This is a genomic window from Pseudonocardia sp. OZ21 (assembly GCF_059359135.1).
Window position 1 is genome coordinate 153,414 of the sequence record NZ_JCADBN010000001.1, and the last position, 14,215, is coordinate 167,628.

The 14,215-nt window shown below is 72.6% G+C and carries 15 protein-coding genes; 3 read left to right on the forward strand and 12 right to left on the reverse strand.

Annotated features, from left to right (window positions below):
• Positions 1–13 precede the first annotated feature (13 nt).
• Positions 14–1,006: a malate dehydrogenase gene (locus tag AC5L35_RS00785; protein WP_495057537.1), complete on the reverse strand. Its 993-nt coding sequence runs from the start codon at positions 1,004–1,006 to the stop codon at positions 14–16.
• A gap of 130 nt (positions 1,007–1,136) precedes the next feature.
• Between AC5L35_RS00785 and AC5L35_RS00790 the strand changes: the two genes are divergently transcribed.
• Together AC5L35_RS00790 and AC5L35_RS00795 are read left to right on the forward strand one after the other, a co-directional pair.
• A complete protein-coding gene (locus tag AC5L35_RS00790; protein ID WP_495057538.1) occupies positions 1,137–2,348 on the forward strand; it encodes a DUF418 domain-containing protein in 1,212 nt (403 codons plus the stop codon).
• 99 nt (positions 2,349–2,447) lie between these two features.
• On the forward strand, positions 2,448–2,900 hold the full coding sequence (locus tag AC5L35_RS00795; protein ID WP_495057539.1) for a hypothetical protein: 453 nt from the start codon (positions 2,448–2,450) through the stop codon (positions 2,898–2,900).
• Positions 2,901–2,907: 7 nt separating this feature from the next.
• Here the strand turns inward: AC5L35_RS00795 and AC5L35_RS00800 are convergent, their stop codons facing one another.
• Complete coding sequence (locus AC5L35_RS00800; protein WP_495057540.1) at positions 2,908–3,552, reverse strand: TetR/AcrR family transcriptional regulator; 645 nt, start codon at positions 3,550–3,552, stop codon at positions 2,908–2,910.
• Positions 3,553–3,606: 54 nt separating this feature from the next.
• Between AC5L35_RS00800 and AC5L35_RS00805 the strand changes: the two genes are divergently transcribed.
• Complete coding sequence (locus AC5L35_RS00805; protein ID WP_495057541.1) at positions 3,607–5,187, forward strand: FAD-dependent oxidoreductase; 1,581 nt, start codon at positions 3,607–3,609, stop codon at positions 5,185–5,187.
• Here the strand turns inward: AC5L35_RS00805 and AC5L35_RS00810 are convergent.
• The 10 genes from AC5L35_RS00810 to lgt all read right to left on the reverse strand — a co-directional run bounded on the left by AC5L35_RS00810 (position 5,162) and on the right by lgt (position 14,189).
• Positions 5,162–5,644 carry a CoA-binding protein gene (locus AC5L35_RS00810; RefSeq protein WP_495057542.1) on the reverse strand — a complete coding sequence of 161 codons (483 nt, stop codon included), beginning with the start codon at positions 5,642–5,644 and terminating at the stop codon, positions 5,162–5,164. The two genes, AC5L35_RS00805 and AC5L35_RS00810, sit on opposite strands and share 26 nt — an antisense overlap.
• Positions 5,641–6,975: an O-acetylhomoserine aminocarboxypropyltransferase/cysteine synthase family protein gene (locus tag AC5L35_RS00815; RefSeq protein WP_495057543.1), complete on the reverse strand. Its 1,335-nt coding sequence runs from the start codon at positions 6,973–6,975 to the stop codon at positions 5,641–5,643. Before AC5L35_RS00815 ends, AC5L35_RS00810 begins: the two co-directional genes overlap by 4 nt.
• Before the next feature lie 145 nt (positions 6,976–7,120).
• Complete coding sequence (locus AC5L35_RS00820; protein ID WP_495057544.1) at positions 7,121–8,509, reverse strand: hypothetical protein; 1,389 nt, start codon at positions 8,507–8,509, stop codon at positions 7,121–7,123.
• Positions 8,506–8,841 carry a hypothetical protein gene (locus AC5L35_RS00825; protein ID WP_495057545.1) on the reverse strand — a complete coding sequence of 112 codons (336 nt, stop codon included), beginning with the start codon at positions 8,839–8,841 and terminating at the stop codon, positions 8,506–8,508. Before AC5L35_RS00825 ends, AC5L35_RS00820 begins: the two co-directional genes overlap by 4 nt.
• A 129-nt stretch (positions 8,842–8,970) precedes the next feature.
• Positions 8,971–9,540, reverse strand: a complete 570-nt coding sequence (locus AC5L35_RS00830; RefSeq protein ID WP_495057546.1) for a DUF3558 domain-containing protein — start codon at positions 9,538–9,540, stop codon at positions 8,971–8,973.
• 132 nt (positions 9,541–9,672) lie between these two features.
• Positions 9,673–10,581 carry an acyl-CoA thioesterase gene (locus AC5L35_RS00835; RefSeq protein WP_495057547.1) on the reverse strand — a complete coding sequence of 303 codons (909 nt, stop codon included), beginning with the start codon at positions 10,579–10,581 and terminating at the stop codon, positions 9,673–9,675.
• Positions 10,578–11,123, reverse strand: coding sequence for a GNAT family N-acetyltransferase (locus AC5L35_RS00840; RefSeq protein WP_495058060.1), 546 nt, complete (start codon positions 11,121–11,123; stop codon positions 10,578–10,580). The genes AC5L35_RS00835 and AC5L35_RS00840 overlap by 4 nt, the downstream gene beginning before the upstream one ends.
• Positions 11,120–12,541 carry a pyruvate kinase gene (gene pyk, locus AC5L35_RS00845; RefSeq protein ID WP_495057548.1) on the reverse strand — a complete coding sequence of 474 codons (1,422 nt, stop codon included), beginning with the start codon at positions 12,539–12,541 and terminating at the stop codon, positions 11,120–11,122. Before pyk ends, AC5L35_RS00840 begins: the two co-directional genes overlap by 4 nt.
• Positions 12,542–12,603: 62 nt before the next feature.
• Positions 12,604–13,239 (reverse strand): DUF2461 domain-containing protein, encoded by a 636-nt coding sequence (locus tag AC5L35_RS00850; protein ID WP_495057549.1) that lies wholly within the window; start codon positions 13,237–13,239, stop codon positions 12,604–12,606.
• Positions 13,236–14,189 carry a prolipoprotein diacylglyceryl transferase gene (gene lgt / locus AC5L35_RS00855; RefSeq protein ID WP_495058061.1) on the reverse strand — a complete coding sequence of 318 codons (954 nt, stop codon included), beginning with the start codon at positions 14,187–14,189 and terminating at the stop codon, positions 13,236–13,238. Before lgt ends, AC5L35_RS00850 begins: the two co-directional genes overlap by 4 nt.
• Positions 14,190–14,215 lie beyond the last annotated feature (26 nt).

The following is a 14,215-nucleotide window of genomic DNA, read 5'->3' on the forward strand; positions in this document are numbered from 1 at the left end:
CACCGACGGGAACTCAGAGCAGGCCGAGCTTCTGCACGGCCTCGCGCTCCTCGACGAGCTCGGCCACGGACGCGTCGATCCGCGAGCGGGAGAACTCGTTGATCTCCAGCCCCTGGACGATCTCCCAGGAGCCGTTCTTCGAGGTGACGGGGAACGACGAGATGATGCCCTCCGCCACGCCGTAGGAGCCGTCGGACGGGATGGCGGCGGACGTCCAGCCACCCTCGGGGGTGCCGTTGACCCAGTCGAAGACGTGGTCGATGGCCGCGTTCGCCGCCGACGCCGCCGAGGACGCCCCACGGGCCTCGATGATCGCCGCGCCGCGCTTGGCGACCGTGGGGATGAAGTCGTCGCGCAGCCAGGAGTCGTCCACCTGCTCGGCGGCGATCTTGCCCCCGACCTCGGCGTGGTAGAGGTCCGGGTACTGGGTGGCCGAGTGGTTGCCCCAGATCGTCAGCTTCGTGATCTCGCCGACCGGCACCGACAGCTTCTTCGCGAGCTGGGCGATGGCGCGGTTGTGGTCGAGGCGGGTCATCGCGGTGAAGCGCTCGGCAGGCACGTCCGGGGCGGCGGCCTGCGCGATCAGCGCGTTGGTGTTGGCTGGGTTGCCGACCACGAGCACGCGGATGTCGTCGGCGGCACCCGCGTTGATGGCCCGGCCCTGCGGCGCGAAGATCCCGCCGTTGGCCTCCAGGAGGTCGCCGCGCTCCATGCCCTTGGTGCGGGGGCGGGCTCCGACGAGCAACGCGACGTTGGCACCGTCGAACGCCGCGGTGGCGTCGTCGGTGATGTCGATGCCGGAGAGCAGCGGGAACGCGCAGTCGTCGAGCTCCATCGCGGTGCCCTCTGCGGCCTTCACCGCCTGGGGGATCTCCAGCAGGCGCAGGCGGACCGGAGTGTCCGGCCCGAGCAGCTGCCCGGAGGCGATCCGGAAGAGCAGCGCGTAGCCGATCTGGCCGGCGGCTCCGGTGACGGTGACGGTGACAGGGGACGAGGTCGCAGACACGCAGGCAGGCTAGCCCCGTGCCGGCCCCGGCGCCGCGACGGGGAGCACGTTCCGGGGCGGAGTGCGCAGCGGCACACCCACCGCCGATCGGTGGAGGCAGAGGGTGATCTGTCCGCCTTATCCTTTTCCCGTGACTGCAGCCGCGCCGCCGCCCGACCCCGGTGCCACGCCCACCACCGCGCGCTCGCTCGCCCCCGACATCGCGCGCGGCGGCATGTTGCTGCTCATCGCGGTGGCCAATGCCCACATCTACATCTACGGGCACTCCATCGGCATGCGCGGCTACCCGCGCGGCGTCGACGGGCTGGACCAGGTTGTGGCGCTGCTGCAGGCGATGCTCGTCGACGGGCGTGCCTACCCGATGTTCGCGCTGCTGTTCGGCTACGGCGTCGTGCAGCTCGCCCGGCGGCGCAGCGCCGTCGGGCTACCGGCTCCCGCCGTGACGAGGCTGGTGCGACGGCGCGGCGCGTGGATGATCGTCATCGGCCTGGCCCACGGGGTGCTGCTGTTCTCGGGCGACATCGTCGGTGCCTACGGGCTCGTGGCGGTGCTGATGGCCGGCCTGCTCGTCCGAGGCACCGACATCTCCCTGCTGGTCACCGCGACCGTCGGGGTGGTGCTGGTGACCGTCACCTACGCATTCTCCGGGATGACGATGCCGGGAGATCCGCAGTCGTTCCTGGCGTCCATGACCATCGAGAACCCGGGCAGCGCCCTGCTCAGCCGGGCCGTGGAGTGGGTCAGCTTCGGCTCACCCGGCCAGGCGTTGGGGACCTTCGGGGCGGTGGCCCTCGGAGCGTGGGCCGCCCGGCGCCGGCTGCTCGACGAACCGGAGCGGCACCGCCCACTGCTGGTGCGCGTCGCCGTGGCCGGGATCGGGGCGGCGATACTGCTCGGGCTGCCCATGGCCCTGATGATCGCGCAGCTGTGGACGACGCCACCGCTGATCGCGGTGCTGCTCGCAGGCTCGCTGCACGCCCTCGGCGGGTACGCCGGCGGGGTCGGGTACGCCGCGGCCTTCGGCCTCCTCGCGATCCGGGTGACCCAGCGGGGCGGACTAGGCCCGGTCACGCACGCCCTGCAGGCGTGCGGGCAGCGATCGTTGTCCTGCTACCTCGCCCAGTCGGTCGCGTTCGCGGCACTGCTGCCCGCCTGGACGCTGGGGCTCGGCAACGACGCCCACCTGTGGCAGACGGCGCTGGTGGCCGTGGGGGTGTGGCTCGTGATCCTGCTGGTGGCCGTGGCGTCGGACCGGGCCGGCTACCGAGGCCCGGCCGAGGTCCTGCTGCGCAGGCTGACCTACGGCCCACGGCCCCGCGCAGACCTGACCGCGCACACCTGACCGCCACCGTGCACACGTCCTGACGTGTGCACGGTGGCCACGACGTGTGTGCCGTCGGAAACGGACCGCGGCGGTGAGGCCGGGGCTACCGTCTCCCGGGTGAGCCGCGCGCAGCCGACGTCCGATCCGAGCGGTCCCGAGGGGCCCGACCGGGCCCCGTCGTGGATGGGCGCCCCCGGCTACTCGCCCTACCGCGACGACCTGCCTCCGCACGCCCCCATGCCCGGCGCCCCGCCCTACCCCGCGGCGTGGGAGCATCCACCGCCACCCGTCGGCCGACCGGCGGCACGTACCCGGTTCCTACCGGCGCTCGGTGCGGCCGCGATCTGGGCCGGTGTGAACGTGGTGCTGGTCCTGGTCGTCGCCGGCGCGCCGGCAGGCGGTTCGGACGTCGGGCGGCTCGTGGGCGCCCTGCTCGTCCCGACTGTCATCGCGGCCCTCGCGGTGTGGCTGGTCGCCCGCCACCGGGCGTGGTCCTTCTGGCTACTGGTGCTCGCCGCGGCGCCGGTCTTCTGGGTGCTGCGGGCGCTGACCACGCTGTTCGGCGCGTGATCGCCGGTCAGCTCCGGTAGGGAGCCAGGCCGCCGCGCAGCAGGTGGAAGGCGTGGTCGGCCTCGGCCCGAGCGTCCGGCGCGCGGTCGTCGGCGCTCATCCCGCCCATGATGTGGGCCTGGTTGGCCTGCGCCAGGGCGCGCTGCACGAGCAGGATCTGCCCGGCGCCCAGCCGCGCCGTGACCTCCGCGAGCGGCCCCGATGCCGGCGTCGTCTCCCGGAGGGCGGCGGCGAGCGCCGCCTCGCCTGCCGACACGTAACGGCCCACCGCCGACTGCACTGCAGGCGACTCGGTGAGCCGGTAGAAGGCGACGACCTGGGGGTGGTCGCAGAGCCCGGTGATCGGGTCGCGGCTCGCGAGACCGGCGAGCAGGTGCCGGTGCAGCGCCTCGAGCGGCGACTCGCCCGCACTCCGTCCCCGGACGACCCGCGCGGCCTCGGTCTGGTGGTCGGCGATGCGGTGCAGGACCAGGTCGTCCTTCGTGGGGAAGTACGCGAACAGCGTGCGCTTGGACACCTCGGCCGCCGCGGCGACGTCGGCGACGGACACGGCGTCGTACCCGTGCTCGAGGAACAGACTGATCGCCGCTTCCGAGATGGCCTTCCGGGTGCGGAGCTTCTTGCGCTCCCGCAGCCCACCCGTTCCGTCCATGCCGCGATCCTATACCGGGTTGATACTTGCACCCGGTCTACTTATGCTCCCGGTGTGAGAATTGATGCACGGCCCCACCCGGACGTCCTCGTGGTCGGCGCGGGTCCGACCGGTCTGACGCTCGCTGCGGAGCTCGCGCTGGGCGGCGTCAGCGTCACCGTCGTCGAGCGGCAGCAGACGCCCAGCGGGCAGAGCCGGGGCGGCGGGATCTCGGCGCGGACCTGCGAGGTCCTCGCGATGCGCGGTCTCCTCGACGCCGCTGCCGGCCAGTCCCTGACGCGCGAGGCGGCGGGCGGCCACTTCGCCGGTCTCCCCGTCCCCCTCGACGCCCGGCCGTGGCGTACCCGCCATCCCGACGGGCTCCTGATCCCGCAGGACCGGCTCGAACAGATCCTCGAGGCCCGCGCGCGCGAGCTGGGGGCCACCGTGCTTCGGGGCACGGAGCTCACCGGACTGACCACTGGCGACGGCATGAGCGCCACAGTTACCGGCCCGGACGGCGCCACGCTGCTGCGCAGCCGCTACCTGGTGGCCTGCGACGGCGCCCACAGCGTGGTGCGCAGGCTGACCGGGGCTGCGTTCCCCGGCCGGGCGGGGACGATGAGCGCGGTGAGCGCCGACATCGAACTGGCGGCGGCGGCCGAGACGGTGTCACGGACGATCGGCCACATCAGCGGGCACACCCGCCGGACCGGCAGCCACTGGATGCTGCTGCACCCCCTCGGCGACGCCACCGACGCCGCGGCGCCCTACCGCGTGGTGTTCAGCGGCCCGGAGCAGGCCGCGTTGCCGCGCGAGGCGCCGGTGACGGCCGCCGAGGTGGCCGCGGCGCTCACCGCGGTGCACGGACCGGAGACGCGGCTGGGGCGGCTGCGCTGGGGCACCCGGTTCAGCGACGCCTGCCGCCAGCTGACCGACTACCGGCACGGGCCGGTGCTGTTCGCCGGCGACGCCGCGCACATCCACATGCCCATCGGTGGGCAGGGGCTCAACCTCGGTGTGCAGGACGCGATGAACCTCGGCTGGAAGCTCGCCGCCGAGATACGGGGCGACGCGCCCGATGGGCTGCTCGACAGCTACCACGCCGAGCGCCACCCGGTCGCCGCCCGCGTCCTCGCCGGGACGCGCGCACAGGGTCTGCTGATGAGCCCGCCGCCCGACGCCGACGACGTCCGCGCACTCCGCGACATCATGATCGACCTGGCCCGGCTGCCCGACGCCAACCGCTACCTGGCCGGGATGATGTCCGGGCTGGACCTGCGCTACGACCTCGGCGAGGACGACGACCCGCTGGTCGGTGCGCGGATCGTCGACCTGTCCCTGGTGACCGCCGACGGACCGACCACCGTCAGCACGCTGCTGCGGTCCGGGCGCGGGCTCCTCCTGGAGTTCGGCCCACCCTCGGCGCGACCCCAGCACGTCCATCCCCTGGTCGACGCCGTCGTGGCCCGCGCCGTCGACTCGCCCGTGGGCAGCACGCTCGGCGCGCGACCCGGCGTCGACCGGGTGCTGGTCCGCCCCGACGGTTACGTCTGCTGGGCCGGCGCCGGTGTCGACGCCTCACCCGAGGCCGCGCTGCGCCGCTGGTTCGGGACCGCCGCCGTACCGGTCACCGCGTCCGGCGCCGTGAGCTGATCACGCCGGTGTCGAAGCCCGCGACGTGCAGGCCACCGTGGAAGCGCGCGTGCTCGACCTTCAGGCAGCGGTCCATCACGACCTGGAGCCCGGCTTCCTCGCCCCGCCGCGCCACGGCCTCGTCGAAGAGCCCGAACTGGAGCCACAGCGTGCGCACGCCGCCGCCCAGCGCGAGCACCTCGTCGAGCACGCCGGGGACGTCCTCCAGGCGGCGGAACACGTCCACCAGGTCGGGAACGACCGGCAGGTCGGCGAGGGTCTTGTACACGGGACGGCCGAGGATCTCCCGGGCGTTCGGGTTGACGAAGTAGACGTCGAAGTCGGTGCTCGCCAGCAGGTAGGTGGCGACGAAGTTGCTCGCCCTCGCCGGGTTCGGCGACGCTCCCACCACGGCGACGGTGCGTGTCTCGCGCAGGAGCTGCTGCCGCTGCACGGCGGACGCGTTCTCCCAGGTCATGACTCCACCTTCGCTGCCGCGGACAGGGCCTGGTCGAGGTCCCACAGGATGTCCTCGACGTCCTCGAGACCGACGCTGATCCGGACCAGGTCCGGCGGCACCCCGGCGTCGCGGAGCTGGTCGTCGGTGAGCTGCTGGTGGGTGGTGGAGCCGGGGTGGATGACGAGTGTCCTGGCGTCGCCGACGTTGGCCAGGTGGCTGCACAGCTGCACCGACTCGATGAACCGCTGCCCCGCCTCGCGCCCGCCCTGCACGCCGAACGAGAACACCGCACCCGGTCCGAGCGGCAGGTACCGGGCGGCCCTCTCGTGGTGGGGGTGGTCGGGGAGCCCCGCCCAGCGGACGTAGGACACCCGAGGGTCGGCGTCGAGCCACTCCGCGACGGCCCGCGCGTTCGCCATGTGCGCCTCCATCCGCTGCGGCAGCGTCTCCACGCCCTGGATGAGCAGGAACGCGCTGTGCGGCGACAGCGAGGCGCCGACGTCACGAAGCTGCTCGGCGCGGAGCTTGGTGAGGAAGCCGAACTCCTGGAAGTTGCCCCACCAGGTCAGGCCCCCGTAGGACGCGACGGGCTCCGTCATCTGCGGGAAGTTGCCGTTGCCCCAGTTGAACCGGCCGGACTCGATCACCACCCCACCCAGCGTGGTGCCGTGCCCGCCGAGGAACTTCGTCGCCGAGTGGATCACGATGTCGGCGCCGTGCTCGATCGGCCGGCACAGGTACGGGGTGGCGAGCGTGGCGTCCACGACCAGCGGGATGCCCGCGGCGTGGGCGACGTCGGCGAGCGCGGCGATGTCCGCGATCTCGCCGCCCGGGTTGGAGACCACCTCGGCGAACAGCAGCTTCGTGCGGGGCGTGATCGCGGCGGCGAAGGCGTCGGCCTCCCCCCCTGCGCCGATGCGGGCTCCGCCTGCGCTCCGCCCGGCCACGAACGTCGTCTCCACCCCGAACCGCCGCAGCGTCACGTCGAGCTGCGTGATCGTGCCGCCGTAGAGCCCGGCCGCCGCGACGATGTGGTCGCCCGTCCCGGCGAGGGAGGCGAACGTGAGGAACTCCGCCGCCTGCCCGCTGGACGTGGCGACCGCCCCGATCCCGCCGTCCAGGCTGGCGAGGCGTTCCTCCAGCACGGCCACCGTGGGGTTGGCGATCCGGCTGTAGATCAGCCCGTACTTCTGCAACGCGAACAGGCTCGCCGCGTCGGTGGTGTCCTCGAACACGAAGCTCGTGGACTGGTAGATGGGCACCGCCCGGGCGCCCGTGGCGGAGTCGGGCACGTGCCCTGCGTGCACCGCCCGGGTGCGGAAGCCCCAGCTACGGTCCTGATCACTCATACCGTCCATCCTGCCTCGTGCGGCGGGGCGCGCGCCGCTCTCGGCAGCCGCGGGTGGACGCGTCGCCGGTCTCGCGACGACCGGGCACGACCGAGGGAGGTCGATCCGGCCGCCCGCCCGGGCAGAAGCTGATGGTGCCGAGCGGTCAGCGGGGCGGCAGCGGATCGTCCGCGCCGATCACGGCGGCGGTGAACCATCGGTCGTCGGCGAAGGCGTCACCGTCGTCGACGAGGTAGTCGGGCCTGCGCCTTTCCTCGTCGGCGCGCCCGGGGGAAGCCGCCGACAGCGGCGGGTAGAGGCCGGGTTGCGCGGTGGTCGCAACGCGGGCCGCAGCACCGCGTGGTGCGGGTTCGGTGGCCGGTGCGGGCCGTTCGCCGCCCGGCGGCCGGGGTTCGCCCCCGGCCCGGCCGGCGCCCGGAGGCGGCAGGCGACGCTCCTCGTCGGTGCGCGGCCACGAGCCGGTCGCACCGCCCTCGCGGCCCGGTTGCTGCGGGACCAGGTCGCGCCAGCTCGGCACGGTGCCCCCGCGGACCGGAGGCCCGGGAACGACAGGGCGGACGCCCCCGGCACCCGGCCGTGCCGCCGACACTCCGGTGCCCGTCACGGGGGCTCCCGTGCCGCCCGGCCCACCACCGGCGGTCGGGCCCAGCGCCGCCGCTCCCGGTGCACCGCCTGCTCCGGATCCGCCGAGGCCGGCTCCCGCCGGCGCACCGCCCGTGCGCATCCCGGCGCCGACACCCGCGGGACCTGCCCCGAGCACGACCGGCGGCACTCCGGAACCTCCCCCGGCACCACCGTTCGCTGCTGCCCCGGCCGGAGCACCGGGTGGGGCGGCCGGACCCGACACGGGAACAGCCGCCCCGGCGCCGACGGCACCCACGGGCGCTCCCGCCGTCCCGATCGCGGCTGCTCCCCCGGCCGACCCACTCCCCTCGCCGAACCCCCCGGCCCCCGGTCCGGCCGGACCGCCGGGCGGGGCCGCGGCGGGCGCGGTGGTCTCCACCGTCACCTGCGGCGGGAGCGTCCAGTAGTCCATGTGGCGGCGGTTCTCGTAGGAGTTGTTCGTGTAGCCGTTCATCAGGTCGACGGCCCGAGCGGCCCTGTTGGCGCTTTCCTGCTCGGCGGCCTGCAGATCGTCGCGGCCGTGGAAGAGATAGGTGGGATCGGTGAACGCCGCGTCGTACTCGGCGTCGAGTTGCGCGGAATTCGGTTCGGGCATGGCATTGCGCAGATCCCGCGCCTGCTCGCCCTGCCGCGCCACCGCCTGTGCCGTGATCTTGGCGTCGTTGGCGGCATCGAGAGCCCACTGACCGAGCGGCGTCATCGCCGTCCGGCCGGCCTCGGCAGCGCTTCCCTCCCAACCGTTCGTGGACTGCGCCATCGCGGCGGCGATCCGCTCGTCGATGCGCAGGATCAGGGCCTCGGTCTCCGCCCACGCCGCCTCGGCGCCCGCCGAGACCGACTGCCCGGGGCCCTGGTGCACAGCGGCGTAGATCTCCTCGTGGCTGTAGCCCTCCCACCGGATGTCGCTCACAGCCGACCCCACAGAGCCGCGTTCTCACCTTCCGTGCGGCGGTAGTGGTCCTCCAGGACCTGGAGGTTGTCGCGCACCTTGAGCAACTCGGCCTCATAAGCTTTCATGACGGCGAAAGGTCCGTCCGCCGCATCCATGACCCTGTTGTTGTAGTAATCGACGACCTCCGCGCTGATCGAGTCGCCCAGCCACGGTTCGGGAACGAAGCCAGCTCTGCGCAAGCGGACCAAATGAAATCCCAGCTCGGTGAGAGCCTCCTCGATTGCCGTTCGCACTACCGGGATTGCGTGCGGCTCCAGCCGCAGTGTGACAGGTGGATGCAGGCCGGGCATCGACCCTCCTCATGCCGCAGATGGCTTTCCGCGCACGCTAGGGGCCAGCGCTCGGGCATGTGAGCGATCCATGGAGATCGTGTGCGATCGCGAACGAACTGCAGCGACACGGTCAGATGAAGCGGCCGGTTAGTGAGAGGCCAGCAACGTCACCATCACCGCATCGGCCGCCGCCTGTGCGCCCTGACAAAGCTCGGGTTGTGGGATCGGCGGCAGCCGTCCACCGTCGGCGAATTGGATGTCCAGCAGTTGACCAGGCGCCACGTCGACGATCACGGTGCACCCATCGGTGTGCCGGATAGGCACCGCGACCACTGCCGGAAAGCCTCGCACCTCCGCTGCTCGAACCTCCGCCACCAACCCGCCCGAGGTGTACAGCTCAATGCCGGTTGTCGTCACGTTGCTCACCCCGACAACGACGGCACGCGGTTCATATCCCCGGACAGCACAGGTCGGGACATCGGCACCGGGGTACAGCTCGGACGGGCCGGCGCCGAACAGCTGCGACCCATCCAACCCCAACCCAGCCCGCTGCTCAGCCGTCAGCAGGGAGCACGGGTCGACCCCGTCCACCCGCACCTCACGGGGGCGCTGTGGAAGCTCGATCTTGTCCGGATCGGGGGGCGGCGGAACGGCCGCCGAACACCCGGCAGCAAGCACTGCCGCCGCCACGAGCAGCGCCCCCCACACCCGTCGCACGGGACGACCGTAGCGGCTCGATGACCTTCAGAGATCACTTTCCACGCATCCCGCCCACCCCATCGCGACGTGGACACATATCGCGCTCAGATGCCGCTCTTGATCAGCGATATGTGTCCATGTCGCGGGCGCTCACTTCTCCCGCAGCCGCAGCAGGCCTTCCTGCACCGTGGTGGCGACGAGCTGACCGTCCCGGGTGGTGAAGCGGCCGGTGGCGAGCCCCCGTGATCCGGACGCCGTGGGCGAGTAGCAGGTGTAGAGCAGCCACTCGTCGGCGCGGAAGGGGCGGTGGAACCACATCGCGTGGTCCAGGCTGGCCATCTGCACCGACTTGGAGGAGAGGTCGTGGCGGGCCAGCACCGAGCCGAGGAGGGTCATGTCGCTGGCGTAGGTCAGCAGGCAGACGTGCAGCAGCCGGTCGTCGGGGAGGTCGCCGTCGGCCCGCATCCACACCCGCACCGGTTCGTCCGACGGCCCCTTCCGGCTCGGGGACCACACCGGCTCGTCGACGAACCGCATGTCGATGGGTCGGGGCACGCGCGCGAGCCACCCCGCGTCACCGCCCGCGGCGATGCGGGCCGAGATGTCGGGCAGCCTCTCCGGGTCCGGGACGTCGGACGGCGCGGGGTCGCTGTGTTCCAGGCCCTCCTGCGGCAGCTGGAACGAGGCGGACAGGGAGAAGATCGCTTCCCCGTGCTGGATCGCGAGCACGCGGCGGGTGGTGAACGAGCGGCCGTCCCGCACCCGCTCGGCCTCGTAGACGATCGGGACCCGCGGGTCACCCGGCCTGATGAAGTAGGCCTGCAGTGAGTGGACCGTGCGGTCCGCCGGCACCGTCCGCCCGGCCGCCACGAGGGCCTGCCCGGCCACCTGGCCGCCGAACACGCGGGTGGGGCTCTGCGGGGGGCTCATGCCGCGGAAGAGGTTGACCTCCAGCTGTTCGAGGTCGAGCAGCTTGACCAGCCTGTCCAACGCGACCTGGCCGCGGACGGCGCTGTCCTCGGCAGTCTCGGCGGCGGGGGGCGTGGAGGGTCGCGTCACCCAGGCATCTTCTCAGCCGGGGGTGCCGGACGCCCCGCGCGGTCGAGCGGCCCCGTCCCGGCCAAGGCGAGTATCCAGTTCTCCTCGCCGATCGCCGGGTTGCTCGGCAGCGGCTGGCGGATGCCGGTGGGCACGAAACCGGCGCGCGCGTACAGCCTCGCCGCTGCCTCGTTGCCGTCGGCCACCCACAGCTCCAGCTCACGAGCCCCGGCGTCGACGGCCCAGTCCCGGACGGCGTCGACGAGCCGAGCCGCGATGCCCAGGCCGCGATGGGACGGCCGCACCCACATGGAGATCAGGTGCCGCCGGTCCGGTACCTCGTCGGGCCACGTGGTGCCGGCGGCGAGACCGGCGGGCTCATCGTCGCTGTAGGCGACGAACCAGGCGATCCGGCGGAGCCGCTCGCGCCACTCCTCCGGAGGGTTGTCGCGCTCCCGTTCGAGGGTGGACGCGAAGGTGTCGGGCGCCTCGGCCAGTGCCGCCAGTCGCAGCTCGCGGAGCTGCTCCCAGTGGTCGGGGCCGAGGCGGCGAACCCCGATCAGGCGTGGTCCTCCTCGCCCAGGCGGTGCACCCGGATGAGGTTGGTGGAGCCGACGGTGTTGGGCGGCGAGCCGGCCACGATGACCACGAGGTCGCCGGGGTGGAACCGCTCGATCGAGAGCATGGCGTGGTCGACCTGGCGGACCATCGCATCCGTGGAGTCGACGGAGTCGACCAGGAAGGTCTCGACGCCCCAGCTCATCGCGAGCTGGCTGCGGACCGACGGCGTGGGCGTGAACGCGAGCAGCGGCAGCCTGGTGTGCAGGCGGGCGAGCCGGCGCACGGTGTCGCCGGACTGCGTGAAGGCCACCAGCGCGCGGGCCGACAGCCGCTCCCCGATGTCACGGGCGGCGTAGGACAGCACGCCCCGCTTGGTGCGCGGCACATGGTTGAGCGGCGGGACGTTGACCGGGCCGTCCTCCACCGCCTCGACGATCTGGGCCATCGTGCGCACCGACTTGATCGGGTAGCGCCCGACGCTGGTCTCCCCGGAGAGCATCACGCAGTCGGCGCCGTCGAGCACGGCGTTGGCGACGTCGGACGCCTCGGCCCGGGTGGGCCGCGAGTTGGTGATCATCGACTCGAGCATCTGCGTGGCGACGATCACCGGCTTGGCGTTCTCGCGGGCGATCTGGATGGCGCGCTTCTGGACCAGCGGCACGTGCTCCAGCGGCAGCTCGACCCCGAGGTCACCACGGGCGACCATCACGGAGTCGAAGGCGAGCACGATGGCCTCGAGGTTGTCGACGGCCTCCGGCTTCTCCAGCTTCGCCATGATCGGCAACCGCACTCCGCGGCTGTCCATGATCTTGTGGGCCATGTCGATGTCGGCGGGGCTGCGCACGAACGACAGGGCGATCGAGTCGACGCCCAGGTCGAGCGCGAACTCGAGGTCGGAGCAGTCCTTGTCGGTCAGCGCAGGCACGGACACGTTCATGCCCGGCAGGGAGATGCCCTTGTTGTCGCTGACCGGGCCACCCTCGGTGACGCGGCAGACCACGTCGAGACCGTCCACGCCGGTGACCCGCAGGCCGACCTTGCCGTCGTCGACGAGCAGGCGGTCCTCGGGCCGGGCGTCGGTGGCGAGGCCCTTGTAGGTGGTGGAGACGCGGTCGTGGGTGCCGGCGACGTCCTCCACGGTGATCCGCACCTCTTCGCCCGTGCGCCACTCGACAGGGCCGGTGGCGAAGCGCCCGAGGCGGATCTTGGGGCCTTGCAGATCGCCGAGGATGCCGACCGCACGCCCTTCGGCGTCGGCGGCCTCCCGCACCATCTCGTAGACCCGCTTGTGGTCGTCCCGGTTGCCGTGGCTGAAGTTCAACCGGGCGACGTCCATGCCGGCCTGCACGAGCTCGCGTATCCGGTCCGGCGTCGCGGTCGCGGGACCGATGGTGCAGACAATCTTGGTGCGACGGCTCACGAGAAGCAGTCTAGCGCGGGTTCTGGAACGATCAGGGAGCGCGGGGAAGAACAGCGGGGGTGTCAGCGCCGGGGCAGGTCGCTGGATCCGACGTGATCGGCCAGCCACTCACTGAGGGGTCGCAGCGCCCGCCACGCCGTGACCACGCGCTCCACCGCGCCCGCCTCGTGCAGCACGTCGTCGGGCTCCCAGCTGCGGTGGCCGTAGAGGGCCTTGTGGCGCAGCAGGTCGATCCGCGGGTGATCCGGGTCGACGCCCCGCGGCCTGGTCTTGAGCTGCTCCCCCGCCACCGTGAGCCCGTCGGCACGCAGCACCTCGAGCAGCTTCTCCAGGGCGGTGCCGCGCCGCTCGTCGTCGACGGCCGTGCGGAAGCGCGCCACCTGGTCGGACGCCATCCGGTAGTACCCGCCCGCCGCCATCAGCCCGTCGGCGCCGATCTGCACGTAGAACGGGCCGGCTGTGGCGCCGCAGTGGGTCTTGTACGGCGTCTTGTCGGCGGCGAACCGGACGTCGCGGTACGGGCGGAAGATCTTCCCCGGCCCGAACTCCGGTTCCAGCACGGCGAGCAGGGCCTGCATCGGGGCCCGGACGTCGCTCTCGTAGATCTCGCGGTTGTCGCTCCAGTAGGCCTTCGAGTTGTCCACGACGAGCCCGTCGTAGAACTCGACGGCGCCCTCCCCGAACCCGGTGAACGTCACGGTGAACGCTCGCCCGGTTCGGCCACCACCCGATCCCGGTCGGCGGTCTCGGCCTCCGGCGCGGCCGCGTCGGCTGCGGGAGGTTCAGCGGCGTCGTCCCCGGGCGTGTCGTCGTCGACCGGGCCGTCCGGCGTGTCGTCGGCGGGGACGGGGTACACCTCCCGCGGTTTGCGGACGAGCACCATGTAGGCCACCGCGCCGATGAACACGACCCCGGCGACGACGACGTTGATGCGGATGTCGCCGAAGACCCGGGTGGCGTGGTCGGTGCGGGCCATCTCGATGAAGAAGCGACCCAGGGTGTAGCCGGCGACGTAGAGCGCGAAGGCCCGGCCGTGGCCGAGCCGGAAGCGGCGGTCGGCCCAGACCACGACCGCGGCGACGACCAGGTTCCACAGGAGCTCGTAGAGGAACGTCGGGTGCACGATCTCGATCGGCGTGTGATCCAGCGCGACGCCACCCAGGCTGTCCGGGAGTCCGGTCTGGGGGTCCACCCTGCGGTAGATCTCGAGGCCCCACGGAAGGGTGGTCGGGCCGCCGTAGAGCTCCTGGTTGAAGTAGTTCCCCACGCGGCCGATGGCCTGCGCGACCACGATCCCGGGCGCCACGGCGTCGGCGAAGAACGGCAGCGGCACCCCGCGGCGGCGGCAGCCGATCCAGGCCCCGACCGCGCCGAGCGCGACGGCTCCCCAGATCCCGAGGCCGCCCTGCCAGATCTTCAGGGCGCCGACCGGATCGCCGCCCGGGCCGAAGTACGTGTACCAGTCGGTGGCCACGTGGTAGAGCCGCCCACCCACCAGCCCGAACGGCACGGCGAACACCGCCACGTCCGTGACCGTGCCCGGTTCCCCGCCGCGGGCGACGAAGCGCCGGTCACCCCACAGCACCGCGATGATGATGCCGGCGATGATGCAGATCGCGTAGGCCCGGATCGGGATCGGACCGAGCATCCAGACCCCGCGATCCGGGCTCGGGA